We start from the raw sequence: 23,879 nt of genomic DNA, 5'->3' as shown, positions 1-23,879 counted from the left end.
CTACCTGCTCTCCACGGCCTCCTTGGCCTTCGCGATGGCGAAGCCCCAGCCCTGGGCGACCTTGGGCTTCGGCGGGATCGCGACCTCGTCGGGGTTCGTCACGACGTCGAGCAGCACCGGCCCGTCGGCGGCCAGAGCCCACCCGACGGCGTCGTCCAGCTGGTCGGGCTCGGTGACTCGGCGGCTCGTCAGACCCATCGCCGCAGCGACGGCCGCGAGGTCGGGGTTGTCGAGCTCGGTCCCGAACTCCGGCAGCCCACCCTGCTCCTGCTCGAGCTTGACCATGCCGAGCCTGCCGTTGTCGAAGACCACGACGACGACGGGCAGCCGGTACGTCACGGCCGTGCGCAGGTCGCCGAGCAGCATCATCAGGCCGCCGTCGCCGGCGAACGCGACCACCGGACGCGTGCGGTCCAGGGCCTGCGCGCCGAGGGCCATCGGCAGCGCGTTGGCCATCGAGCCGAGGTTGTAGGAGCCCACGAGCCGCCGGGTGCCGCGCATCGTCACGAAGCGCGCGAGCCACGCGGTCGACATGCCGGTGTCGCTCGTGAAGATCGTCGTGTCGGGCGCCAGCCGGTCGACGGCCGCTGCGACGGCCTCGGGGCGGATGCGCTCGTCGGGGTTGTCGAGCACGGCGCGGGCTCGCCCGAGGAGCGTCCGGTCGTGGCCCGGGTCGAGTAGCGACCGCTGCCGATCACGCCACCTGCCGTATGCCGCGACGGCCGTCTCGAGGTGCCCGCGGTCCGCGCGTCGCTCGAGACGCGGCACGAGCCGGTCCAGGGTCGCCGCGGCGTCACCGACGAGGGCGTGCTGCACCGGCGTGCGGCGCCCGACGTGCTCCCCCCGGGCGTCGATCTGGACCACCGTCTTCCCCGTCGGGTACCAGTCGCGGTAGGGGAAGTCGGTGCCGACGAGGACGAGCACGTCGCAGTCGTCCATGGCCTTAGCGGCAGCCGGGTTGCCGATGAGCCCTGACTGGCCCACCTCGAACGGGTTGTCGCGCTCGAGCCCCTCCTTGGCCTTGAGCGTCAGCACCATCGGCGCGGCGAGGACGTCGGCCAGCTCGAGCACCTGCGACCGGGCCTCCCGCGCGCCGCAGCCGACGAGCAGCGTCACCGGCGCGTCTCCCGCGAGGGCGGCGACGGCGGCGTCCACCTGGGCATCCGGGGCCGCGGCCGGGACGCCGGTCGGTGCGAACGTCGCGGGCCGCACGCCCTTGTCGAGCGAGAGGTCACCGACGTCCCCGGGCAGGGTCAGCACGGCGACGCCACGCAGCGACTGGGCCGCGTTGACGGCCTGCTCGAGCAGGTAGGGCAGCTGTCCGGCCGACGTCAGGGTCTGGGACCACACGGAGACGTCGGCGAACAGGGCGTTGTTGTCGACCTCCTGGAAGAAGTCGGTCCCGATCTCGGGGCTCGGCACCTGGCCGCAGATGGCGAGCACGGGCGCGTGCGACTTCTTCGCGTCGTAGAGCCCGTTGAGCAGGTGGATCGAACCGGGCCCCACGGTGCCCATGCAGACCCCGAGCGTGCCGGTCAGCTGGGCCTGGGCGCTGACGGCGAAGGCCGCCACCTCCTCATGGCGCACGCCGACCCACTCGATGCGCTCCTGCCTGCGGATCGCGTCGGTGAGCGGGTTGAGGGCGTCGCCGACGACGCCCCAGACCTGGGTCACGCCTGCGTCGGCCAACGAGGTGATGATGTGCTCGGCGACGGTGGTCATGGACGGTCCTTCCGTGGCGGGCGGGCGGCGAACGCCAGCCGGTGAGTGGCGGTCAGAGGTGCACGGGTCGGGCTCGCGGGCCGAAGTGGGCGGCGCTGGCGGTCGCCCAGTCGTGGGCCCATTCCCGCGGCGGCTCGGCCACGAGCTGGCCCGGGCCGAGCCAGTCGTAGAGCGCGGCGTAGGACTGGTTGCGGGTCGCCGACACGTTGAGCCGCAGGTGGTGCGGGGACAGCTGCGAGGGGTCGGTGACGCCCATGGCCGCCATGATCCGCATCGCCTCGTCGACGGTGGCCTGCTGGTAGCGGTGGACGCGCTCGCTCTTGTCGCCGACGTCGAGCGCCCGCGCTCGGCGGGGGTTCTGCGTCGCGACGCCGCTCGGGCACTTGTCGGTGTGGCAGCGCTGGGCCTGGATGCACCCCGCCGCCATCATCATCGCGCGGGCCGAGTTGGTGTAGTCCGCGCCCTGGATGACGCGCTTGACGATGTCGTTGCCGGCCGCGACCTTGCCGCTAGCGCCGATGCGGACGCGGTCGCGCAGACCGACCCCGACGAGCGCGTTGTGCACGGTCATGAGGCCGTGGGTGAGCGGCATCCCGACGTGGTCCTCGAACTCGAGCGGGGCCGCACCGGTGCCTCCCTCGGAGCCGTCGACGACGATGAAGTCGGGAGTCGTCCCCACCTCGAGCATCGCCTTGCAGATCGCGAGGACGTCGACCCGCGACCCGACGCAGAGCTTGAAGCCGGTCGGCTTGCCCCCGGCGAGCTCACGCATGCGGCCGATGAACTCGATGAGCTCGACGGGCGTGTGGAAGACCCGGTGGCTCGACGGGCTGACGCACTTCTCGCCCTGCGGCACCTGCCGGATGTCGGCGATCTCCTTCGTCACCTTCGCGCCGGGCAGCACACCACCGATGCCGGGCTTGGCGCCCTGGCTCAGCTTGAGGGACACGCACTTGACGGACTCCCCCGATGCCTTGTCGGAAAAGGTCGCCGGGTCGAAGTCACCGTCCTTGGTGCGAGCGCCGAAGTAGCCCGTACCGATCTCCCAGACGATGTCGCCGCCGTGCTCGAGGTGGTAGGGCGACAACCCGCCCTCGCCCGTGTCGTGGGCGAAACCCCCGAGCGCTGCACCCCGGTTGAGGGCGCGGATCGCGTTGGCGGACAGGGCGCCGAAGCTCATCGCGGAGACGTTGAGCAGGGCCATGGAGTAGGGCTTCGAGCAGTCCGGGCCGCCGACGACGACACGGGCAGGCTCGTCGGGAGGGTCGGCCGGCGCGGCCGAGTGCACGAGGTACTCGTAGCCGACCTCGTTGACGTCGAGCTCCGTGCCGAAGGGGCGCTCTCCGTGGATGCCCTTGGCCCGCTCGTAGACGACCGACCGCGTGTCACGGTCGAACGGGCGGCCGTCCCAGTCGCGCTCGACGAAGTACTGCTGGAGCTCGGGCCGGATGTCCTCGAGCAGGTAGCGCAGGTGCCCGACCACGGGGTAACGGCGCAGGATCGTGTGCTTGCGCTGGAGGAGGTCCCAGGCCGCGAGTCCGACCGCACCCACGCCGGCCCCACCGACCACCCACCTGCTTCGACCCACGACAGCCTCCTCGACCGATCGGACGAGCCGTCGCACGGCCCGTGTCTCGTATGCTCCGGGCGCCCGTTCCGGACGCTCAGTGCGTCGTCCGCGTCCACCCCCGACCTACCCGCGACGGTGGACCGCGTACCTGAGAGGTTCCTGAGGCACCGCCGCGCGCACCACGCTGGGTGCTGGCTGGGCACGGGCTGTGAGGCCCTTCGCAGGCAACGCCCAGCGGTCGCCCAGCGGTGCGGGGGATCGTCTGGCCCATGGGCACCCGAATCTCGCGGGCGCCGGCCTCGCACCGTCCCGCGCGACTGCTCACCGGCGTCTACGCGCTCGCCACCCTCGTGGCACTCCTGCTGACGCTCCTGGCCCGACGCCGGCCGCACCCGTTCCTGGCGGAGGGCATCTTCGGTCTCCTCAACGTGCCGGTGGCCCCGACCTTCGTGTCGGTGGTCGTCCTCGCTCTCGCCACCCGGGCGCTGCTCGGCCGCAAGCGGATCGGGCTGTGGTTCGTCGCCGTCTTCCAGGTCCTCGGCATCTACGTCGGCTTCGTGGCGCTCATCCCTGCCGCTCGGCTGCCCCGCACCGAGATGTGGGTGAGCCGAGGTGACCTGGGCCGCGGGCTCGACATCGTCTCGACGCTGGTCGCCGCCCTGGCCCTGTGGTGGCTCTGGCGGATCCGTGACGACTTCACGGGACGCCTCCAGCGGGGCTCGTGGAGCCTCGCGCTCGCGGCCCTTGCCGTGGGTTCGGCGGTGACGCTGGGCGTCGCGTGGCTGCTCCTCGGCGCGGTCGGGGCACCCCGGTCACAGGTCGACCCCCTCGTCGACACCGTGCTCGCCGTCTTCGGAGGGATGAGCCGGCACGCCCTGGCGCTCGTCCCGCCGTGGGTCGTCGACGTCGTGGCGGTCTGCGCCGGCCTGACGATCCTCGCGGCCGTCACGCTCTTCCTCGCCTCCGCCCGACCGCGCAGCCGCTGGTCGCCGGACCGCGAGGTGGCCCTGCGCGGGCTCCTCGCGCACCACGGCGCCGAGGACTCCCTCGGCTACATCGCGACGCGCCGCGACAAGGCCTCCGTCTTCTCCGCCGACGGCCGGGCCGCCGTGACCTACCGGGTCGTCGCCGGGGTGTCCCTGGCGAGTGCCGACCCGATCGGTCATCCCGACAGCTGGCAGCCTGCCATCGAGGCCTGGCGCGCGGAGGCGCGTGAGTTCGGGTGGGTGCCGGCGGTGGTGGGTGCGAGCGAGCGGGGCGCCCGGGCGTATGCCGCCACCGGGGGCATGCGGGTGCTGCTCCTCGGTGACGAGGCGATCCTCGATCCCCGACGCTTCGACCTGCGTCGGACGTCGCTCTCGCCGGTGCGCCACGCCGTCGCGCGGGCGACGCGGGCCGGACTCGAGGTGCGCGTGCGGCGACAGCGCGAGCTGCGGGCCGACGAGCTCGCCGAGATCACCGAGCGCGCCGAGGCGTGGCGCAGCGGTGAGACCGACCGGGGCTTCTCGATGGCCCTCGGTCGGGGCGGCGACCTCGCGGACGGCGACGTCCTGCACGTGACCGCGCACGCTGCGGACTCGTCGCTCGTCGGGGTGCTGTCCCTCGTGCCGTGGGGGCGCTCGGGGGTCTCGCTCGACGTCATGCGGCGCTCCCCCGACGCCCCCAACGGCGTCACCGAGCTCATGGTGAGCGAGCTGCTCGCCCGTTCCCGCCGGCTGGGCCTGGCCCGGGTCTCGCTCAACTTCTGCATGTTCCGCACCGTCTTCGAGGACGCCGAGAGGCTCGGTTCCAGGTCCCTGACGCGGGTGGGCGCCTCGGTGCTCGGGCTCTTCGACCGCATCTGGCAGCTCGAGCGCCTCTACCGCGCGAACGAGAAGTACGAGCCGACGTGGCAGCCGCGGTTCCTCTGCTACGACGATGCCGTGTCGCTGCCGCAGGTGGTCCTCGCCGTCGGGGCTGCCGAGGGGTTCGTGCGCCACCCGTCTCTCCGGAGCGTGCCCACCGAGCTCGACCCCGTGCACCTCGCGCAGGCGGCCTCGATCAGCGCACCCCCCGTCGACGTCGAGGCGCTCGGGCCGCGCCGGTCCGACCAGTTCCGCCACCGGGTCGCGGCGCTGGACCGGATGCGCGAGGCCGGGGTCGACGCCTACCCCGTCGGCGCCGCGTCGGTCACGACCACCCCGGTCGCCGCCCTCGGCCCGGACGCGTGGCGGACCCCTCGGACACTGTCGGTCGTCGGACGCGTCCGGGAGGTGCGCGACCACGGAGGCGTCGCCTTCGCCACTCTCGTGGACGGTGAGGCGCGGCTGCAGGTGCTGTTCGACGCGGCCCGGGTCGGTCGCCCCTGCCTCGACCGGCTCACGTCGTTCGTCGACGTCGGCGACCTCGTGCGGGTCGAGGGCACGACGGGCCGTTCGCGGACGGGCACCCCGAGCCTGCTCGCCGAGGCCTGGCGGATGGAGGCCAAGTGCCTGCACCCGGTCCCCTTCCGCGCCTTCGACGACCCCGGGACCCGGGCGCGCCGACGCTCGACCGACCTGCTCGTCCACCCGCGCGACGTCGAGCTGCTCCGGCGCCGGTCCGCCGTCGTCGGTTCGATCCGGCGGACGCTGGGCGACGCCGGCTTCCTCGAGGTGGAGACGCCCATGCTCCACACGACCCACGGCGGCGCGAGCGCGCGGCCGTTCCGGACCTTCATCAACGCGTACGGCGTCGACCTCTCGCTGCGCATCGCGCCCGAGCTGCACCTCAAGCGACTCCTCGTGGCCGGCCTCGGCCCGGTCTTCGAGCTGGGTCGCAACTTCCGCAACGAGGGGGCGGACGCGACGCACAACCCCGAGTTCACCTCGCTGGAGGTCTACCAGCCGCACGCGGACTACACGACGATGCGTCATCTCACCGAGCGGCTCGTCCGCGAGGCGGCACGCACCGTCCACGGTCGCGAGGCGATCCCGTTGCCGCTCACCGGATCGGGCGGCTCGGACGGCTCGGACGGCGTCGAGCTCGTCGACATCAGCGGCGAGTGGCCCGTCGTGTCCGTGCTCGACGCCGTGTCGGACGCGGTCGGGCGGCGGGTCACCGTCGAGACCGACTTCGACGTGCTGCTCGGCCTCGCCGAGGACCACGGCATCGCGGTGCGCCCCGAGATGGGCGCCGGGGCCGTCATCGAGGAGCTCTACGCCGAGCTCGTCGAGCCGGTGACCGTCCTGCCCACCTTCTACACGGACTTCCCCGTCGAGACCTCGCCCCTGACCCGACCGCACCGCAGCGCGCCGGGGCTCGCCGAGCGCTGGGACCTCGTCGTGGCGGGCATGGAGGTCGGCACGGCCTACAGCGAGCTGACCGACCCCGTCGACCAGCGGGCGCGGCTCACCGAGCAGTCGCTCAAGGCCGCCGCGGGCGACCCCGAGGCGATGGAGGTCGACGAGGACTTCCTCCACGCGCTCGAGCTGGGGATGCCGCCCAGCGGTGGCCTCGGCATCGGCGTCGACCGCCTCGTCATGCTCCTCACCCACAGCTCGATCCGCTCGGTGCTGACGTTCCCGTTCGTGCGCCCGGTGACCACGCGCCGGGCCGACCGCGAGACGAGCCCGGCATGGAGCTGACCGATGCCGGCCCCGTCGTCCTGCTCGCCGTGCTCGCCCTCGTCGTGTTCGGGCTCGTCGTCGCCGGATGGCCCCGGTGGGGCAGCAGGGTCGGGCGCGCCGTCGTGCGTGGCGTCCAGGTCGTGCTGCTCAACGTCCTCGTCCTCGCGCTCGCCGGCGCCGCCCTCAACGACCAGTACCTCTTCTACTCGAGCTGGGGCGACCTCTTCGGCTCCCGCTCGACGTCCGTCCAGGTGCACCACGGCGGGACGAGCCCGGAGGTCGTGTCGGCCCCCGTGTCGGGCCCCGGGCTCCGAGGCGTGGCGGCACCGGCCGTGCTGCCGCCGCTCCCCCAGCCGGGCTCGCGGCTGCAGACGTACACGGTGGTCGACTCGCGGTCGAACGCCGAGGTACAGGTCTACGTGCACCTGCCGGTCGGCTACGACCCCCGGTCCTCCCGCACCTACCCCGTCATCCTGGGCCTGCACGGCTTCCCGAGCGGACCCCGGGGCTTCCTCAAGCTCGACTTCCTCAGCTCCGTCGACGCCCTGACCGCCGAGGGCCGACTGGCCCCCTCGATCGTCGTCGTGCCGCGCATCGACACCCCGGCGAGCCTCGACACCGAGTGCGTCAACGGTGGTGCAGGACAGCCACAGACGGACACGTGGCTCGCCCACGACATCCCCGCGTGGACCGTGCACCACTTCCACGTCAAGCAGACCCGGACGTCGTGGGCCACGCTCGGATACTCCTACGGCGCATGGTGCGCGGCGTCCCTGTCGATGCGCCACCCCGACGTCTTCGGGGCCGCCGTCGTGCTCCTCGGCTACTTCCGCCCGGACTTCAGCGCGGCGTACGACCCCCTGACGGCGGCGAGCGGGCGTGGCTACGACCTCGTCACGATGGCGCGCACGGCACCGCCGCCCGTGGCGATGTGGGTGCTGACCTCCCGCGAGGACCCGCTGTCGTACCCGACGACCTCGAAGTTCCTCAGCGTCGCCCGCAGCCCGCTCGACGTCACCGGCACCGTCCTCGCCCACGGCGGCCACCGCGACTCGGTGTTCACGCCGTACGTCCCGGCCGCCCTCGTGTGGCTGGCACAGACCCTGCCGGGCTTCCGTGCGTGAGCGCCGGCGCCGGATGCCGTCGCGCCGGGTCGCGGTGCTGATCGGGATCGCAGTCGTCATGGCGCTGGCGCTGGGCGGTGTCGTGCCCGGTCTCGGGACGACCGACGTGCTGCGTGAGTCCGGCCCAGCCACGAAACCCACTGTCACGAGCGGGATCCCGTCGGCGGGATCGTCGCCGACAGCATCTCCGACGCCGCCCGGACCGCTGACGGTCGTCGGGCTGGGGGACTCGGTGCCCTCGGCGGAGACGTGCGGATGCACGGGCTACGTCGAGCAGGTCGGTGAGCGGCTGGGGCGGCTGACGCACCGGAGCTGGGTGGTGCACAACGACGCGAACGGGGGCTGGACCACGGCGGACGTCGAGGACGACCTCTCGTCGCCCGCGACGCGCGACCACCTCGCGGACGCCGACCTCGTCATCGTCGAGGTGGGCGCCAACGACTTCGACCTCGACCGCGTCGACGACCAGGGCTGCTTCCCGGCCGCGGGGTCGGACTGCTGGTCCACCACCCTCGCCGGACTGCACGACGGCCTGACCCGGATCATCGCGGCGATAAGTCGTATCGACCACCGGCCCGACCTGCGCATCGCCCTCCTCGGCTACTGGAACGTCACGGTCGACGGCTCGGTGGGGCGGGCCCTCGGCGAGGACTTCGTCCTCGGCAGCGACTCGCTGACCCGGCTCGTCAACGACACGGTCCAGCAGGTGGCCGCGTCGACGGGCGCCGTCTACGTCGACGCGTACAGCCCGCTCAAGGGCGCGTCGGGCACCCGGGACCCGACGGGCGACCTGCTCGACGACGGCGACCACCCGAACGCGAACGGGCACGCACTGCTCTCCTCGGCCGTCGTGGACGAGCTGGCCACCGCGAGGTCGGTCGCAGCCTGGCGTGCAGCCCCCTGAGCGTCGACCGGAGTGCGGATGGACGGACAGGGTCATGCGTCATACCCATTCAACCGAGATCCCAACAACCGCAAGCGTGCCGGACCGCTGGGCGTTGACGGCGCACCCTCCGGTGCGGTTGCGTGGGGAGGCATGACCGTCATCGGCTTCCACTGCTCGCACGAGCAGATCGACCCCGCCCAGCTCCTCCAGGACGTCCGCGCGGCGCAGGACGCCGGCTTCACGGCTGCCATGTCGTCCGACCACATCTCGCCGTGGAGCAGCCGGCAGGGCGAGTCCGGGTACGCGTGGAGCTGGCTGGGCGCGGCCCTGGCGACCACGTCCCTGCCCTTCGGCGTCGTCACGGCTCCGGGGCAGCGCTACCACCCTGCCGTCACGGCACAGGCCATCGCGACGCTCGGGCAGATGTTCCCCGGACGCTTCTGGGCTGCCCTGGGGTCGGGCGAGGCCTCGAACGAGCGAGTGACCGGGGAGGTGTGGCCGCGCAAGGAGGTCCGTGACGCCCGCCTCCTCGAGTGCGTCGACGTCATCCGACGCCTTCTCTCCGGAGAGGAGGTCAGCCACGACGGCCTCGTCTCGGTCAACCGAGCGCGGCTCTGGACGCTGGCGGACCCGGTGCCCGACCTCGTCGGGCCGGCGGTGACCGCCGAGACGGCCGCGCGTCACGCCGGCTGGGCCGACGGCCTCATCACCGTGAACCAGCCGCCCGACACCCTGCGTCGCGTGCTGGGCGCCTATCGCGACGCCGGCGGCAAGGGTCCCGCACGCCTGCAGGTGCACGTCAGCTGGGCGCCCACGGAGGACGAGGCCCTGCACGTCGCCCACGACCAGTGGCGCAGCAACGTGATCGGGCCGCCGGTCGCGTGGGACACCGAGACCGTCGAGGCCTTCGACCTCATCGGCGAGAAGGTCTCGCCCGAGCAGGTCCGCGAGGCCGTGCTCGTCTCGTCCGACCTCGGGCGCCACGCCCAGTGGCTCCAGGACTACGTCGACATGGGCTGGGACGAGCTCTACGTCCACTTCGTCGGCCGGCACCAGGCCCCCTTCATCGACGCCTTCGGCACCACCGTGCTGCCGCGGCTGTCTCCGACGAGTCCGGTGGCACAGGGCGACGCGCCGCAGGGCGCACGGGAGGTGGCCTCATGAGGATGAGCGACACGGGCGACGTGTGGTGGAAGAACGCGGTCCTCTACTGCGCCGACATCGAGACGTTCCAGGACTCCGACGGTGACGGCGTGGGCGACCTGCGCGGGATGACCGACCGCATCGAGTACCTCGCCGACCTCGGCGTGACGTGCCTGTGGCTCATGCCGTTCTACCCGACGGCCCGCAAGGACGACGGCTACGACATCACCGACTTCTTCGGCGTCGACCCACGCCTCGGCACCCTGGGCGACTTCGTCGAGCTCGTGCGCACCGCCCGGGACCACGGCATCCGGGTCGTCGTCGACTTCGTCATGAACCACACGTCCGACCAGCACCCGTGGTTCAAGTCCGCGCGGCGCAGCCGCGAGGACCCGTACCGCGACTACTACGTGTGGAGCCGCACGAAGCCGCGGTCGAGCCCCAAGGACGTCGTCTTCCCGGACCAGGAGGACAGCATCTGGGAGCGGGACGAGAAGACGGGCGACTACTACCTCCACCACTTCTACAAGCACCAGCCCGACCTCAACGTCGCGAATCCGGCTGTCCAGGAGGAGATCTCACGGACGCTCGGCTTCTGGCTCGAGCTCGGGGTGTCCGGGTTCCGGGTGGATGCCGTGCCGTTCCTCTTCGCCCGCGACGGGGTGCCCGGCGTCGACGACGCGGATGCCTTCAACCCCGACCGCTACCTCGGTGACGTCCGGTCCTTCGTGACCCGCCGGGTGGGCGACGCCGTGCTCCTCGGCGAGGTCAACCTGCCCTACCCGGAGCAGCGCCGGTTCTTCGGCGGCGACGACGGGGACGGGCTCAACATGCAGTTCGACTTCATCGGGATGCAGCGCTTCTACCTCTCCCTGGCTCGCGGCGACGCCGGCCCGCTCGCCGCTGCGCTGCGCGAGAGGCCCCCGCTCGACATCACGAGCCAGTGGGCGAGCTTCGTGCGCAACCACGACGAGCTGACCCTCGACAAGCTCACCAAGAAGGAGCGGCACGAGGTCTTCGACGCCTTCGGGCCCGACCCCGACATGCAGCTCTACGACCGAGGTCTGCGACGCCGCCTCCCGCCCATGGTCAGCGGTGACGAGCGGAGGGTGCGGCTCGCGTACTCCCTGATGTTCTCGCTGCCCGGCACCCCGGTGCTCTTCTACGGCGAGGAGATCGGCATGGGCGAGAACCTCGACGTGCCGGGGCGGCTCGCGGTGCGCACCCCCATGCAGTGGACCTCCGCACCGAGCGGCGGCTTCTCGACCGCCACCCCGCGCCGCCTCACCCGGCCCATGCCCGACGGGGTCTGGGGACCGGAGCACGTCAACGTCTCCGACCAGCGACGGGACCCGGGCTCGCTGTGGTGGTTCGTGCGCAGTCTGGCCCGTCGCTACCGGCAGCTGCCCGAGAGCGGGTGGGCGACGGTCGAGGTGCTCGACCACCCCGTGCCGTCGGTCCTGGCGCACGTCAGCCGCTGCGACGACTGGGCCATGCTCGCCGTGCACAACCTCGGGGAGGAGGGAGCCGTCGTGCCGCTCACGGTGCCGGGTCTCCCGGCGGGCGCGCGGCTCGTCGACGTGCTCGGGGACCGGCCCGACCTCGACGTCTCGGCATCGGGGCGGGTCGAGATCGACCTCGAGGCCTACGGCTTCCGCTGGCTGCTCGTCGTACGCGACGGCGAGGACCCTCTCCTCTGAGGTTCTGCCCTGGGCGCCTCAGTGGTGGCGCAGGGCGGAGATGAGCTGTGACTTGTTCATGCTCGACCGGCCCTCGATGCCCACCTCGCGGGCGCGCTTCATCAGCTGGTCCTTCGTCATGTCCTCGTAGTCGCCCGCCCGGCCGCCCTTGCGGCTCACGGCGGAGCGAGAGCTCGCGGCAGCCGCGTTGGAGACGCGAGCAGCCTTCTCCTTGCTCGCCCCGTCGTCGCGCAGCGACTCGTAGAGATGCTTGTCCTTGACCGATGGTCCGGGTGTCCTGCGTGCCATGGTGCCTCCTTGGTCCAGACCTGCACCGTGCGCCTACCCACTCACCTCGCGCTCGACACGTCAGGTTGCACTCAGCCGTTGTTGCGTCTGGCGGCTCGGTCGCCCAGTGTCGCGAAGCGGTCGACGACGGGCGACCCGAGCCTCCGTCGTGCCTCGGCGCCGTCGACGGTGTGCGCCCCAGCGCGTAACGGCGCGCTCGGCAGCAGACGGCCCATGAGCCCCATCACGCGCGTCGTCGTCGCCGGCGCGAGGCCCCGCACCCGGATCCCGACCCACGCCAACGGCGTCAGCACGACCATCGGCCTACCGGCCAGCACCGCGTCCACGATGCGCCGAGCGGCTCGGTCGGCGTCGATCGAGAGCAGCGGGAGCGAGGCGGCGGGGGCGAACCACGCGTACTCAGCGGCGGGATCGCCGCCGAAACTCGCGTGCAGGTGTCCCCCGGTCCGCATCAGACCGGGGACGATCGTCGTGGCCGTGACGCCGCTACCGCTCAGGGCCGATGCGAGGCCGTCCGAGAAGCCGACGGCGGCGAACTTCGCCGTCGCGTACGGCAGCAGGTGCGGCGGAGAGACCATGCCGCCGACCGACGTCACCGTCCCGATCCGCCCGTGCCCCCGGCGACGCATGTGCGGCAGCACCGTCATGGCCGCATGGATGGGGCCCCAGGCCATGGTCTCGATGGCGTCCTCGAACTCGTGCAGGACCAGTGACTCGGCGGGAGCCGTCTGGATGATGCCGGCCACGGTGACGAGGACCTCGATGGGGCCGATGGAGTGCTCGACGCGACCGACGAGGTCACCCACCTCGTGGCGGTCACGGACGTCGCAGCGCTCGGCGCGGACCGGCCCGAAGGCCTCCAGTGCTCTCGCCGCAGCCTCGACCTCCGCCACGTCCCGGGCCGCGACGACGACCAGGTGGCCACGTCTCAAGAGCTGCTCGGCGATGAGGAGACCGAGGCCTCGGGACGCGCCGAGAACGAGGGCCACGGGTCGCTCGGGGACGATCTCTTGGTTCGGGCACATGTTCGCTCCTCGCCTCCACCCCGACACCTGTCCACCCCTGGGTTTTCCCACGGGCGCGCATGGGTAGGACCGCGTCATGAAGGCACTGACCTGGCACGGCATCGAGGACGTTCGTGTGACCGACGTACCCGACCCCGTCATCGCTCACACCACCGACGCCGTCGTGCGTGTCACGTCGACGGCCATCTGCGGCTCCGACCTGCACCTCTACCGGGTGCTCGCACCGTACCTGCAACCGGGAGACGTCCTCGGGCACGAGTTCATGGGGATCGTCGAGGAGATCGGTCCGGACGTGGCCACGCTCGCGGTCGGTGACCGCGTCGTCGTGCCGTTCAACATCTCGTGCGGCCGGTGCTGGATGTGCCAGCGAGGCCTCTTCGCGCAGTGCGAGACGACGCAGAACACCGACGCCGGTAAGGGCGCCAGTCTCTTCGGCTACACCAGCCTCTACGGCTCGGTGCCCGGCGGCCAGGCGGAGTACGTCCGCGTCCCCCACGCCGACTTCGGACCCATCGTCATCCCCGACGAGATGCCCGACGAGCGCTTCCTCTACCTCTCTGACATCCTGCCCACCGCCTGGCAGGCCGTGGAGTATGCCGACGTCAACGGCAACGACACCCTTGCCGTCCTCGGCCTGGGTCCCGTCGGACAGCTCGCGGTCCGGTCGGCGCTGCACCGTGGCGTCGGTCGGGTCATCGGCGTGGACCTCGTGGCGGATCGGGTCGAGAAGGCCCGAGCCTGGGGCGCCGAGGTCGTGGACGCCTCGGACACTGACGTCACCCAGGCCCTGCTCGAGCTCACGGACGGCCGGGGACCCGACGCGGTCATCGATGCCGTCGGCATGGAGGCTCACGGAAACCCGATGTCGGAGAAGGTCATCGGCGCGGCCAGCCGTCTCCCGAAGCCCATGGCCCGGGGTGCCGTCGAACGTTTTGGGATCGACCGGCTCGCCGCACTCCATACCGCGGTGTCGGCCGTGCGCCGCGGCGGCACGCTCTCGATCAGCGGCGTCTACGGCGGCGCGGTCGACCCCATGCCGATGATGGAGCTCTTCGACAAGGGCCTCACCATCCGCATGGGCCAGTGCCACGTGCGCCGGTGGAGCGACGAGCTGCTCGACATCGTCCGGACCGACGACGACGTGCTCGGCCTCGAGGATCTCGCGACGCACCACGGAAGCCTCGAGGACGCCCCTGACCTCTACCGGATCTTCCAGGAGAAACAGGACGCGTGCCTCAAGGTCGTCCTGCGGCCCTGAGAGGCCGCCTCACCATCCAGCAGCCGGGACCAGCACCGCACAGCAAGGAGACCACCGATGAGCGTGACGAGCTTCCAGGACCTGCCCCTCGCCGACCGTGACCGGGCGTGGGACGGCGACGCAGCCGAGAAGCGGGTGCGCGAGTGGGCCGGCGCCACGGACGAGCCCAACGAGAAGTACCGCGACGCCCATGTCTGGTACGACGCCGACAACACGACGAACTTCACGGCATACAAGCTGCTCGTGGCCGACGTCGTCGACGGTCGGCTACGCGCCGTCCCGCGAGGGGTGATGGCCGCGGCCGCCGTCATGCAGGGGTCGCGGGGCGGAGTCGACCTGCCCGACCAGGACCGCGGCCGCGTGCGCAGCCACCTCGAGAAGTACTACGCCAAGATGGGCGAGGACGCGCCGTGGGAGCGCGACGACTGACCGACCGACCTCAGAAGACCGCGCCACCGCCGGTGACACCGAGGACGGTGCCCGACACGTAGCTCGCGTCCGCCGGGGACGCCAGGAAGACGTATGCCGGCGCGACCTCGCCCGGCTGGCCGGCGCGGCCCAGCGGGGTGTCCGCCCCGAACGTCTCGATCTTCTTGCTGTCACGTGTTGCGGGCTGCAGGGGCGTCCAGATCGGTCCCGGTGCCACGGCGTTCACGCGGATCCCCTTGGGGCCCAATGACGCCGCGAGATTGACGGTGAGGTTGTTGAGCGCTGCCTTGGTCGCCGCGTAGTCGAGCAGGGCCGGCGACGGGTCGTAGGCCTGGATCGAGGTCGTGTTGATGATCGCCGAGCCGGGCTGCAAATGCGGCAGTGCCGCCTGGCACAGCCAGATCACGGCGTGCAGGTTGGTGCGCAGCACACGCTCGACGTGCTCCGGCTGGAGACCCACGAGCCCCTCGGGGCCGCGGTCCCAGTGGTAGCCGGCGTTGTTGACGAGGATGTCGAGGCCACCGAGCCCGCGCACCGCGTCGGCGACGGCGCGCATGCAGGCCTCGCGCTCGACGAGGTCACCGGGCACGAGCACGCCGGTGCGGCCTGCCTTCTCGATCCACCCGAGCGTGTCCTCGGCGTCGGACTGCTCCCCCGGCAGATAGCTGATCGCGACGTCGGCACCCTCGCGGGCGTAGGCGATGGCGACCGCGCGTCCGATCCCGGAGTCGCCACCGGTGACGAGCGCTCGCTTGCCCTCGAGCCTGCCGTGCCCGACGTAGGTCTCCTCGCCGTGGTCGGGCACGGGACGCATCTCGCTCGTCAGCCCGGGCGGCTCCTGCTGCTGGGCGGGGAATCCACCCTCGTCGTCATGGCGCACCATGCTCTCGGCGCGGTCGGCGATCTTGGACACGGTCGGTCCTTCCAGTGGGGAGCGGTACGCCCTCCCCCTACCCGTCGCGGGCAGGGTGACGCGGTCAGTCGTCTGAGGTCGTCACGTCGTGCGGCATTCCCACCGGCTTGGACTCAGGGGAGCCGCGCTCACGCAGGTAGATCGCGAAGACGGCCATCGAGCCGATGGCCAGCATCTCGGACTGCCAGTTCTGAAGGGTCCGCGACCAGAAGTCCGGACCCGCGACGTAGTCCCCGAGACCGATCGGGTCGCGCAGATCGCGCATCCGCTGCTGGTTCTCGGCCACCCGCCCGGTCACGGCCTGGGCGCACCACGACAGCACGAAGACGACGCCCATGACCAGCAGGAGCGAGTGGGAGTAGACCGAGCGGCGCCATCCGCCCCGCTGGGCCCACCTCGGTGAGTCGGGCCGCGCAAACCGACCGACGAGCTGCTCCTCGTCGGAGCCGCGCCCCTCGTCACCCGGCTTCTTCGACTCCGACGAACCCCTCTGGACGAGCCAGATCGTCAGCAGGATGTAGAGGGTGAACTGGAGGTACTCCGACTGCCAGTTCTCGAGCAGATCCACGGCAAAGGACGACGACGTCACGTAACGGAGCATCGAGATCTGTTGCAGCCCAATGGTTCTCGCAGTCTCGTCGTACTCGGCCAGTCCAGAGATGGCTTGGCCGACGACGAAGACCAGCAGAAGCACACCGAAGACGATGGTCAGGCTGTTGTGCTGCCACGCGGCCTTCACGCCGCCGCGGTGCCCGGTGCTCATCGACCCATCACCCCGACGGCAAAGGCCAGCACGAAGCCTGTGGCGATGACGACGCAGTAGAGGAGGAACATCACCTTCACGTCAGTCTCCCTCGACGGGACAGCGGTACGGCACGGCGTCGTCGGACGACGCGCGTGTGCATCCCGCGGCCGTCACCAGCCAGCCGGTGTCGAATCTCGCCAGAAAGACCACCTGGCCCGACAGGACCACCTGGGCGGAGTCGATGGCGACGGTGACGGTCCGGATGCTGTCAGGAGCACGCAGACGAGCGTCCCGCAGGCCTGCGGCGCAGTCTCCCGCATCGTCTGCCAGCCGCTCCACGGTGCGCGGGGCGAGCAGTGTGCACGCTGCCGCCGGGTCCGACCCGGCCAGGCCGAGGAATCGCTGTGTCACCGCCGTCACCTCCGGCTCGTCGGCGGTTGAGCAGGCCGTCAGGGAGAGGCCGGCGACGACGGCGACAAGGGCGGGACACGTGACGCGCACATGGTCGGCGTACCCGACCCCTGCGCCAACCAAACACGAGCGGTTCCCAGTGGACACAAGCGAACTCAGTGGCCGCATCCGACGGCATCCCGACGGTTGCGAAAACCGTGCTCGCGTGGCACTGTCGAAAGGTCTGAGCGGTCCAATCACAGCGCCGACTCCGTCACCGCACCCCGGAGATGAGTCATGTCGCAGCGCCCTCAGCACCCCCGGATGTCGTTCGCCGAGCGCGACGTGGAGACGTCCGAGCTCTTCCGCCGTCTCGCGGCCACCGACACACCGGAGGAGTCGGAGCAGGTCGTGGAGCAGATCGTGCACCTCTATCTCGACCTCTGCGCCTCCATGGCCGGCCGCTACGACGGACGCGGTGTCGAGCACGAGGACCTCGTCCAGGTCGCCCGGCTGGCCCTCGTCAAGGCCGTCCGTCGCTATGAGCCGGGCCACGCCCCGTCCTTCGCCGCCTACGCGGTGCCCACGATCTCCGGCGAGCTCAAGCGGTGGTTCCGTGACCGCGGGTGGGTCGTGCGGCCGCCCCGGCGTCTGCAGGAGCTGCGCGCCAACCTGCAGTCCGTGCGTTCCCGACTCGAGCAGGAGCTCGGCGCCACGCCCACGGACGCCGAGCTGGCCGAGGCGGTCGGGGCGACCGTCGAGGAGGTCCGCGAGGTGGCCACAGCAGCCACTGGCTTCCGCCCGCTGTCGCTCGACTGCAGCCCCTCCGACGAGGATCGGCCGGGCCTCGCGGCGTTTCTCGCGGCGGACGACGATGGTCTCGCCGGTGCGGACGACCGCGTGTGCCTCGCCGAGGCCCTGACCGAGCTCGACGACGACGAGCGCGAGCTGCTCCTCATGCGCTACGTCGAGGGCATGACCCAGCGCGAGATCGGCGAGGCGCGCGGCGTCAGCCAGATGCAGGTGTCACGGACCCTGCGCCGCATCACGGTGCGCCTCCACGACCAGCTCACCGAGCACGATCCCGACTCGCACGAGCCGCCTGACGTCACCGACGAGATGAGCACCGCCTCGTGAGGGGCTGAGCCCGAGCCGTCTCATTCCGCGGCGGGCTCGCGCCGCGGACGGTCACCGGCGATCGGCGGCAGCGCCCCGGTGTCGGCCACCTGCAGGGCCACCTCGTGCAGCTTGCGGTTGGAGTTCTGGCTCGCCATCCGGAGCAGCCCGAACGCCTGGTCGCGCGTGACGCGGTGCCGGGTCATGAGCACGCCCATGGCCACGCCGATCTCGCGGTTGGACAGCAGGGCTTTCTGGAGGTTCTCGACCCGCTCCTGGTTGGCCGTCAGCGCGACGGCCAGTGCGCCGTGCGTCGCCAGCATCAGCCCGACGAGCTCGGACCGTTCTCCGAAGGCGGCCACCTCGTCGGAGTAGATGTTGAGGCCGTCGACGCGGTCGCCGATGTCGTGGCCGAGCCGGTAGGACAGCATGCTGCGCATGCCGAGCTCTCTCGACACCCGCTCGCCGTACTCGGGCCACCGGTCGTCGTACCGCAGGTCGCGTGGGCGGTAGAGCGTGTCGTCGACGATGGCATCGAGGCACGGCCCGGAGCCGACGGCGTACTGGATCGCGTCGGCCCGACGGGCGATGTCGTCGGTGGCGGCCACGGTGCGGAAACGGTCGTGCTCGTAGCTCGTGACGCTCGCCCACCTCGCGCCCGGCACGCGCTCGACGGCAGCCCGGGCGAGCGCGTCGAGGGTGTCGTCGGGACCCATGGAGCCGAGGTCCGACCCGAGCGTCGCGAACGTCTCGGCGACGTCGCGGAGTGCATCGTCACCCGGTGCCGGCTCGTCCACGCCCAAGGCTTCCACCACGCTTCCTTCTCCGTCGACCGTAGCCCCCGATGCACCGTGTGGCGAGGAATCACGGACCGGCGATGCTCGGGTTGCACGTGTGCACCGCCGGCGGTGCAATGGACACAGCGTGCCATGCGTCCCGGGGCGTCTGCTGCGCAGGTCTGCCGGCCGAAAAAGGAGCCGGCAGGCCGCAGGAGCCGGGTGGCGTGGACGAGAACGTCCGGGTCTCGCCGGGTCTCGCCGGGTCTCGCCGGGTCTCGCCGGGTCTCGCCGGGTCTCGCCGGGTCTCGCCGGGTCTCGCCGGGTCTCGCCGGGTCTCGCCGCGCCCGATCGTCGGCCCCCGGCGATCGGCGGGCCACCGTGGCGGGTAGGTCATCATGAGGCCCACCCCGAGGAGCAAACCCCGCATGTCGTCATGTCGATCAACCTGATCTACCTCATCGCCGGTCTGGCGATGTTGCTCGCGGCCGTGCTCCCGGCTGTCCTCGACCGGTATGCCGTGTCGGCCGCGATGGTGCTGCTCGTCCTCGGCATGGGCATCGGCCTGCTGCCCCTGCCCGAGGGGATGCGCCTCGACCCCGTGGTGATCCGGCCCCAGGTGGAGCGGGTCACCGAGTTCACCATCCTCGTCGCGCTGATGGGCGTCGGCCTCGCTATCGACCGCTCCTTCGACTGGCGCAGCCGCTCGTCGTGGGCGTCGTGGTCCCCGACGTGGCGTCTGCTCGCCATCGCGATGCCCCTGACGATCGCGTCGGTGGCACTGCTCGGCTGGGGCCTCGGGGTCGCCCCGGCCGCCGCGCTGCTGCTCGGCGCCGCACTCGCCCCGACCGACCCGGTGCTCGCGAGCGACGTCCAGGTCGAGGGGCCGCGCGTCGACGGCGAGAACGCCGTCGAGACCTCGGACGACCCGGGTGACTCGACCGGCGACGGGGTGGACGACAACGAGGAGGCACTCGGCGAGCCCGTCGACGAGAAGGACGACGTCCGTTTCGCGCTCACCTCCGAGGCAGGCCTCAACGACGGACTGGCCTTCCCGTTCGTCACCGCAGCCATCCTGCTCGCCTCGGCCGGCAGCGTCTCGTCGTGGGGCCTGCACTGGCTGGCATGGGACCTCGTCGGCAAGGTCGTCATCGGCGTCCTCGTCGGCGTCGCCGTCGGCTGGGGCCTGGCCAAGGTCGCGTTCCGGTCGCCGCGCCGCTCGCTGCGCCTCGCCGAGCAGGGCGAGCCCCTCCTCGCTCTCGCCGCCCTCGTCATGACCTACGGCCTGAGCCAGCTCGTCGGTGGCTACGGCTTCCTCTCGGTCTTCGCGTGCGGCATGACCCTGCGTGCGGCCGAGCGCAACCACCGTTACCACCGGACGATGCACGAGGTCGTGCAGCGCCTCGAGCGGCTGCTGACCCTCATCATCCTGCTCATGCTCGGCATGGCGATGACCAAGGGTGTGCTCGGTGAGCTCGACTGGCGCGGTGTCCTCATCGCGGTCGCCCTCGTCTTCGTGGTGCGCCCGCTCTCCGGCTGGGCGAGCCTGCGACTGCGCGCGCGTCCCGCCGACCTCCCGGGTGGCCTCGGCCGGCGCGAGACCCTCGCGACCGCGTTCTTCGGGGTGCGCGGCATCGGCTCGCTCTACTACCTCGCCTTCGCCGCGGGCGAGCACGCCTTCGCGGACGAGCGGTGGCTGTGGTCGACGATCGCGTTCACCATCCTGCTGTCGGTCATGGTGCACGGCACGCTCGCCACGCCCGTGATGCGCTACCTCGAGCGCCGTCGCGAGCGCGGCGGGGTTGCCCGGCCCGCCTGACGGCATACCCCCCCCACGCCCCCGGGTCCGGCGAAACCTCGCATACCTCGCGGGATCCGCCGGAACGGTGTGGCCCGGCCGCCACCCGGGTATGGGACGGGTGGAGGCTCCAGACCAGCGGCCCCCCGAACCCGCGCCGGCGCCCCCTCCATCGGTGCGTCGGGCGGCGTGCACCGAGAGGCACCCGGTTTGAGCCCCGTCATCGCATCCGTCCCCGCAGGCCACGTCTACGTCCGCCACCTCGCCCCTCCCGACGGCGACACGACGGTGACGAGGCTGCCGGACCCTCGTCCGCGTGCCGACGTGCCCGACGCGCAGTGGTGGCCTCCGCGCATGCTCGAGCCCGGCTGGGTCGACGCGCACGCGGGTGAGTTCGACGTCATGCACGTCCACTTCGGCTTCGATGCCGTGGCTCCCGACGACCTCTCGCAGGTCGTGTCGAGCCTGCGGCGCCACGGCCGACCCCTCGTGCTCACGGTGCACGACCTGCGCAACCCGCACCACCACGAGCGGGACCTGCACGACGCGCAGCTAGGGGTCCTCGTCGAGGCGGCGGACGCCGTGCTGACCCTCACCCCCGGGGCTGCGGCGGAGATCGCCGAGCGGTGGGGCCGCGAGGCCCGCGTCGTCCCCCATCCGCACGTCGTCGACGAGCCGCTCATCTCCCGGCCGCGGGTCCCCCACTCCGGCTTCGTGATCGGCGTCCACGCCAAGAGCCTCCGCGCGGGCATGGACCCCCTACCGGTCATCGAGGAGATCGTCGCCACGCTTCCCGACCTCCCGGGCGCCCGGCTCCGCGTCGATGCGCACACCGACGTCATGACACCCGGCCACCCCCGACACGCCACCGACCTCGAGCCCCGGCTCCGCGAGCTCGCCGCCGCGGACCACGTCGAGCTGCACGTGCACGACTACTTCAGCGACGACGAGCTCTGGGACTACCTCCAGTCTCTCGACGTGTCGGTGCTGCCGTACCGGTTCGGCACGCACTCGGGCTGGCTCGAGGCCTGCCACGATCTCGGGACCACCGTCGTGGCACCCGACTGCGGCCACTACGCCGACCAGCGCCCGTGTCTGCTCTACGGCGCACCCGGTTCCGGCTTCGACAGCGGTGCACCGCCGCTGCGCGACACCCTCGTTCGCGCCTACCGCGACCGTCCGTCGTGGCGGGCCCGGCCGGAGGAGCGCAGACGCGAGCGCCACGAGGTCTCGCGCGCGCACGAGCAGGTGTATGCCGCCGTGCTGGCCACCGCAGCGAAGCGGGGTGTGGCGTGCGCATCGTGATCCTCGCGGCGGCCAAGCACCCGATCGCGGAGCCGTTCGCGGGTGGACTGGAGTCGCTCACCTGGCACCTCGTCCGGGGGCTGCGGGCTCGAGGTGTCGACGTGTCGTTCTTCGCCGGGCCGGGCAGCGACCCGGGGCTCGGAGCGACCGAGCTCGACGTCGCACCCCTGCGGCTCAGCGACACGGCCCGGAGCGACACGTCGATGGTCCCCGAAGTGTGGCTGCGCGAGCACCACGCGTACCTGCAGGTCATGCTGGCGCTCCAGCGACGCCCCGACGTCGCGGTGGTGCACAACAACAGCCTCCACCACCTCCCGGTCGCGATGGCCGACTCACTGCCGTCGCCCGTGCTGACCACCCTTCACACCCCGCCCACGCCGTGGCTCGAACCCGCCATCGAAATCAGCTCCCGATCGCGGAACCCCTTGCGCCACAGCCACTTCGTCGCCGTCAGCGAGCACACCGCGAGATCGTGGGCCCACGTCACCCCGGCTCACGTCGTGCACAACGGGGTCGACGTCGACCGGTGGGTCCCCGGACCCGGCGGTGACGACCTCGTGTGGGTGGGCCGCCTCGTGCCGGAGAAGGCCCCGCACCGGGCCATCGCCATGGCGCGGGCGGCCGGCCGTCGGCTGCGCATCGCCGGGCCGGTCGGCGACGCGGGCTACTTCGCCCGGCACGTCGCGGGTGAGCTGGGCGACGACGTCGACTACGTCGGCCACCTCGACACCGACGCCCTCGTCGCCCTCGTCGGCTCGAGCGCGGCGATGCTCGTGACGCCGGAGTGGGACGAGCCGTACGGCCTCGTCGCCGCGGAGTCCCTCGCCTGCGGCACCCCCGTCGTGGCCCTCGACCGCGGCGGGCTCCGCGAGTTCGTCGTTCCCGGGGTCGGGGTGCTGCTCCACCGCGACCGTGACGACGCGGCGGCCGCCGAGGCCGTGTCCGCCGCGGTCGACCTCGACCGCGGGGCCTGTCGGTCGCACGCCGTCTCGGCCTGCTCGATCGACCGCATGGTCGAGAGCTACCTCGCCGTCTACAAGTCACTCCCCGCGCTGTCGGGCGCGGCATGATCGGCTACTACGTCCATCACCAGGGACTCGGCCACCTCACGCGTCTGCAGGCGATCGCAGAGCACCTGCGGGCGCCGGTCACCGGGATCAGCTCGCTGCCCGCACCCGAGGGGTGGGCCTCGGACTGGCTGCACCTCGACCGTGACGACCGGATGCCGGCGGCAGAGGTCACCGGGGCCGACCCCACGGCGGGTGGCGTGCTGCACTGGGTGCCGCGGCACGACCTCGGGCTGGCGGGTCGGGTGGCTGCCCTGACCGCATGGGTCGCCCGGACGCGCCCGTCGCTCGTCGTCGTCGACGTGTCCGTCGAGGTCACGGCGCTCCTCCGGCTCTGCGGGGTGCCGGTCGTCGTGGTCGCGATGCCGGGAGAGCGCACCGACCGCCCCCACGCCCTGGCCTACGACCTCGCCGACGCCCTGCTCGCCCCCTGGCCGGAAGCGGCCCACGCCACAGCTTGGCACCCGGACCGGCGCGCCAAGCTGTGGGCGGTCGGCGGCATCTCGCGCTTCGACGGCCGGGTCCCCCCGAGCCGGCGCCCGTCCGTCGGGCCCGCGACGCGACGCGTCCTGGTCCTCTGGGGCGGGGGCGGGCGGTCCACGTCGGCTGCCGAGGTTGCCGCGGCCCGGGCCGCCACACCCGGCTGGGAGTGGGTCGAGCGCGGCCCGGGGTCGCCGTCACCCGACCTCTGGTCCGAGCTCGCATCCGCGGACGTCGTCGTCACGCACGGTGGCCAGAACGCGGTCGCCGAGGTCGCCGCGGCCCGACGCCCCGCCGTCGTCGTGGCCCAGCCGCGCCCGTTCGACGAGCAGGTGGCCACGGCTGCCGCCGTCGACCGGCTCGGTGTCGCGGTCGGCGTCCCGACCTGGCCACTCGCGTCGGCGTGGCCCGGTCTGCTCGAGCGGGCCCTCGGCCGTGGCGGGGAGGGCTGGCGCCGGTGGTCGACCAGTCACGGGGCGGCCGCGGCCGCAGCGAGGCTCGACGAGCTCGCCGACGAGCACGGCCGGGTGGTCCACGACGTCCGGACGGCCTCGTGA

General features: G+C 72.1%; 20 protein-coding genes. 12 read left to right on the top strand and 8 right to left on the bottom strand.

All coding sequences use genetic code 11. The features are described from left to right. Entirely contained in the window at window positions 1-1,722 is a 1,722-nt protein-coding gene (locus ASD90_RS05520) for a thiamine pyrophosphate-dependent enzyme (protein WP_056752641.1), read from the bottom strand. Window positions 1,723-1,774: 52 nt separating this feature from the next. Continuing rightward, window positions 1,775-3,310: an FMN-binding glutamate synthase family protein gene (locus ASD90_RS05515; RefSeq protein ID WP_235506397.1), complete on the bottom strand. Its 1,536-nt coding sequence runs from the start codon at window positions 3,308-3,310 to the stop codon at window positions 1,775-1,777. 251 nt (window positions 3,311-3,561) lie between these two features. On the opposite strand from ASD90_RS05515, the gene lysX reads away from it, so the two are divergent. The 5 genes from lysX (at window position 3,562) to ASD90_RS05490 (ending at window position 11,732) form a co-directional block, all read left to right on the top strand. Further along, window positions 3,562-6,897 (top strand): bifunctional lysylphosphatidylglycerol synthetase/lysine--tRNA ligase LysX, encoded by a 3,336-nt coding sequence (lysX, locus tag ASD90_RS05510; RefSeq protein WP_056752636.1) that lies wholly within the window; start codon window positions 3,562-3,564, stop codon window positions 6,895-6,897. After that, the gene (locus ASD90_RS05505; protein ID WP_056752632.1) at window positions 6,888-8,003 is read left to right on the top strand and encodes an esterase family protein; all 1,116 of its coding nucleotides are present in this window, start codon (window positions 6,888-6,890) and stop codon (window positions 8,001-8,003) included. Before lysX ends, ASD90_RS05505 begins: the two co-directional genes overlap by 10 nt. Further along, the gene (locus ASD90_RS05500; RefSeq protein ID WP_056752629.1) at window positions 7,996-8,907 is read left to right on the top strand and encodes an SGNH/GDSL hydrolase family protein; all 912 of its coding nucleotides are present in this window, start codon (window positions 7,996-7,998) and stop codon (window positions 8,905-8,907) included. Before ASD90_RS05505 ends, ASD90_RS05500 begins: the two co-directional genes overlap by 8 nt. A 132-nt stretch (window positions 8,908-9,039) precedes the next feature. Further along, the gene (locus ASD90_RS05495) at window positions 9,040-10,053 is read left to right on the top strand and encodes a TIGR03885 family FMN-dependent LLM class oxidoreductase (RefSeq protein WP_056752627.1); all 1,014 of its coding nucleotides are present in this window, start codon (window positions 9,040-9,042) and stop codon (window positions 10,051-10,053) included. Further along, window positions 10,050-11,732 (top strand): alpha-amylase family protein, encoded by a 1,683-nt coding sequence (locus ASD90_RS05490; RefSeq protein WP_056752624.1) that lies wholly within the window; start codon window positions 10,050-10,052, stop codon window positions 11,730-11,732. The genes ASD90_RS05495 and ASD90_RS05490 overlap by 4 nt, the downstream gene beginning before the upstream one ends. An 18-nt stretch (window positions 11,733-11,750) precedes the next feature. Here the strand turns inward: ASD90_RS05490 and ASD90_RS05485 are convergent, their stop codons facing one another. Together ASD90_RS05485 and ASD90_RS05480 are read right to left on the bottom strand one after the other, a co-directional pair. Next, window positions 11,751-12,020: a Rho termination factor N-terminal domain-containing protein gene (locus ASD90_RS05485; protein WP_056752622.1), complete on the bottom strand. Its 270-nt coding sequence runs from the start codon at window positions 12,018-12,020 to the stop codon at window positions 11,751-11,753. A gap of 71 nt (window positions 12,021-12,091) precedes the next feature. Next, a complete protein-coding gene (locus ASD90_RS05480; protein WP_056752619.1) occupies window positions 12,092-13,045 on the bottom strand; it encodes an SDR family oxidoreductase in 954 nt (317 codons plus the stop codon). A gap of 76 nt (window positions 13,046-13,121) precedes the next feature. Between ASD90_RS05480 and ASD90_RS05475 the strand changes: the two genes are divergently transcribed. Together ASD90_RS05475 and ASD90_RS05470 are read left to right on the top strand one after the other, a co-directional pair. Further along, entirely contained in the window at window positions 13,122-14,303 is a 1,182-nt protein-coding gene (locus ASD90_RS05475) for a zinc-dependent alcohol dehydrogenase (protein WP_056752617.1), read from the top strand. Between the two features lie 57 nt (window positions 14,304-14,360). After that, window positions 14,361-14,732, top strand: a complete 372-nt coding sequence (locus tag ASD90_RS05470; protein ID WP_056752613.1) for a hypothetical protein — start codon at window positions 14,361-14,363, stop codon at window positions 14,730-14,732. A 10-nt stretch (window positions 14,733-14,742) separates the two neighbouring features. On the opposite strand, the gene ASD90_RS05465 is transcribed toward ASD90_RS05470, so the two are convergent. The 3 genes from ASD90_RS05465 to ASD90_RS05455 all read right to left on the bottom strand — a co-directional run bounded on the left by ASD90_RS05465 (window position 14,743) and on the right by ASD90_RS05455 (window position 16,801). Next, the gene (locus ASD90_RS05465) at window positions 14,743-15,615 is read right to left on the bottom strand and encodes an SDR family oxidoreductase (RefSeq protein ID WP_056754494.1); all 873 of its coding nucleotides are present in this window, start codon (window positions 15,613-15,615) and stop codon (window positions 14,743-14,745) included. Between the two features lie 94 nt (window positions 15,616-15,709). Further along, window positions 15,710-16,408, bottom strand: coding sequence for a DUF6766 family protein (locus ASD90_RS05460; protein ID WP_056752611.1), 699 nt, complete (start codon window positions 16,406-16,408; stop codon window positions 15,710-15,712). Window positions 16,409-16,489: 81 nt separating this feature from the next. Next, window positions 16,490-16,801 (bottom strand): hypothetical protein, encoded by a 312-nt coding sequence (locus tag ASD90_RS05455; RefSeq protein WP_200958535.1) that lies wholly within the window; start codon window positions 16,799-16,801, stop codon window positions 16,490-16,492. Window positions 16,802-17,077: 276 nt separating this feature from the next. Between ASD90_RS05455 and ASD90_RS05450 the strand changes: the two genes are divergently transcribed. Continuing rightward, window positions 17,078-17,917 (top strand): sigma-70 family RNA polymerase sigma factor, encoded by an 840-nt coding sequence (locus ASD90_RS05450; RefSeq protein ID WP_082588497.1) that lies wholly within the window; start codon window positions 17,078-17,080, stop codon window positions 17,915-17,917. 20 nt (window positions 17,918-17,937) lie between these two features. Here ASD90_RS05450 and ASD90_RS05445 read toward each other — a convergent pair whose 3' ends face one another. Next, on the bottom strand, window positions 17,938-18,711 hold the full coding sequence (locus ASD90_RS05445) for an ANTAR domain-containing protein (RefSeq protein ID WP_235506396.1): 774 nt from the start codon (window positions 18,709-18,711) through the stop codon (window positions 17,938-17,940). A gap of 397 nt (window positions 18,712-19,108) precedes the next feature. Between ASD90_RS05445 and ASD90_RS05440 the strand changes: the two genes are divergently transcribed. The 4 genes from ASD90_RS05440 (at window position 19,109) to ASD90_RS05425 (ending at window position 23,879) form a co-directional block, all read left to right on the top strand. Beyond that, window positions 19,109-20,491, top strand: a complete 1,383-nt coding sequence (locus ASD90_RS05440; RefSeq protein WP_056752599.1) for a sodium:proton antiporter — start codon at window positions 19,109-19,111, stop codon at window positions 20,489-20,491. A gap of 189 nt (window positions 20,492-20,680) precedes the next feature. After that, window positions 20,681-21,775, top strand: coding sequence for a glycosyltransferase (locus ASD90_RS05435; protein ID WP_082588496.1), 1,095 nt, complete (start codon window positions 20,681-20,683; stop codon window positions 21,773-21,775). Then, window positions 21,763-22,845 (top strand): glycosyltransferase, encoded by a 1,083-nt coding sequence (locus ASD90_RS05430; protein WP_056752596.1) that lies wholly within the window; start codon window positions 21,763-21,765, stop codon window positions 22,843-22,845. The genes ASD90_RS05435 and ASD90_RS05430 overlap by 13 nt, the downstream gene beginning before the upstream one ends. Then, entirely contained in the window at window positions 22,842-23,879 is a 1,038-nt protein-coding gene (locus ASD90_RS05425) for a glycosyltransferase (RefSeq protein ID WP_056752593.1), read from the top strand. Before ASD90_RS05430 ends, ASD90_RS05425 begins: the two co-directional genes overlap by 4 nt.

Source organism: Terrabacter sp. Root181, from assembly GCF_001428505.1.
Classification (GTDB): domain Bacteria; phylum Actinomycetota; class Actinomycetes; order Actinomycetales; family Dermatophilaceae; genus Terrabacter.
Note: the sequence above shows the minus strand (reverse complement) of the source record. Positions and strands in the feature narration are given on the sequence as shown.

What these genes read in the sequence shown, in the direction of transcription:
- ASD90_RS05460 (WP_056752611.1), bottom strand. Translation starts at nt 16,408, where the DNA reads ATGAGCACCGGGCACCGCGGCGGCGTGAAGGCCGCGTGGCAGCACAAC.
- ASD90_RS05490 (WP_056752624.1), top strand. Translation starts at nt 10,050, where the DNA reads ATGAGGATGAGCGACACGGGCGACGTGTGGTGGAAGAACGCGGTCCTC.
- ASD90_RS05465 (WP_056754494.1), bottom strand. Translation starts at nt 15,615, where the DNA reads ATGGTGCGCCATGACGACGAGGGTGGATTCCCCGCCCAGCAGCAGGAG.
- ASD90_RS05495 (WP_056752627.1), top strand. Translation starts at nt 9,040, where the DNA reads ATGACCGTCATCGGCTTCCACTGCTCGCACGAGCAGATCGACCCCGCC.
- ASD90_RS05450 (WP_082588497.1), top strand. Translation starts at nt 17,078, where the DNA reads ATGTCGCAGCGCCCTCAGCACCCCCGGATGTCGTTCGCCGAGCGCGAC.
- ASD90_RS05440 (WP_056752599.1), top strand. Translation starts at nt 19,109, where the DNA reads ATGTCGATCAACCTGATCTACCTCATCGCCGGTCTGGCGATGTTGCTC.
- lysX (WP_056752636.1), top strand. Translation starts at nt 3,562, where the DNA reads ATGGGCACCCGAATCTCGCGGGCGCCGGCCTCGCACCGTCCCGCGCGA.
- ASD90_RS05475 (WP_056752617.1), top strand. Translation starts at nt 13,122, where the DNA reads ATGAAGGCACTGACCTGGCACGGCATCGAGGACGTTCGTGTGACCGAC.
- ASD90_RS05520 (WP_056752641.1), bottom strand. Translation starts at nt 1,722, where the DNA reads ATGACCACCGTCGCCGAGCACATCATCACCTCGTTGGCCGACGCAGGC.
- ASD90_RS05480 (WP_056752619.1), bottom strand. Translation starts at nt 13,045, where the DNA reads ATGTGCCCGAACCAAGAGATCGTCCCCGAGCGACCCGTGGCCCTCGTT.
- ASD90_RS05425 (WP_056752593.1), top strand. Translation starts at nt 22,842, where the DNA reads ATGATCGGCTACTACGTCCATCACCAGGGACTCGGCCACCTCACGCGT.
- ASD90_RS05485 (WP_056752622.1), bottom strand. Translation starts at nt 12,020, where the DNA reads ATGGCACGCAGGACACCCGGACCATCGGTCAAGGACAAGCATCTCTAC.
- ASD90_RS05505 (WP_056752632.1), top strand. Translation starts at nt 6,888, where the DNA reads ATGGAGCTGACCGATGCCGGCCCCGTCGTCCTGCTCGCCGTGCTCGCC.
- ASD90_RS05470 (WP_056752613.1), top strand. Translation starts at nt 14,361, where the DNA reads ATGAGCGTGACGAGCTTCCAGGACCTGCCCCTCGCCGACCGTGACCGG.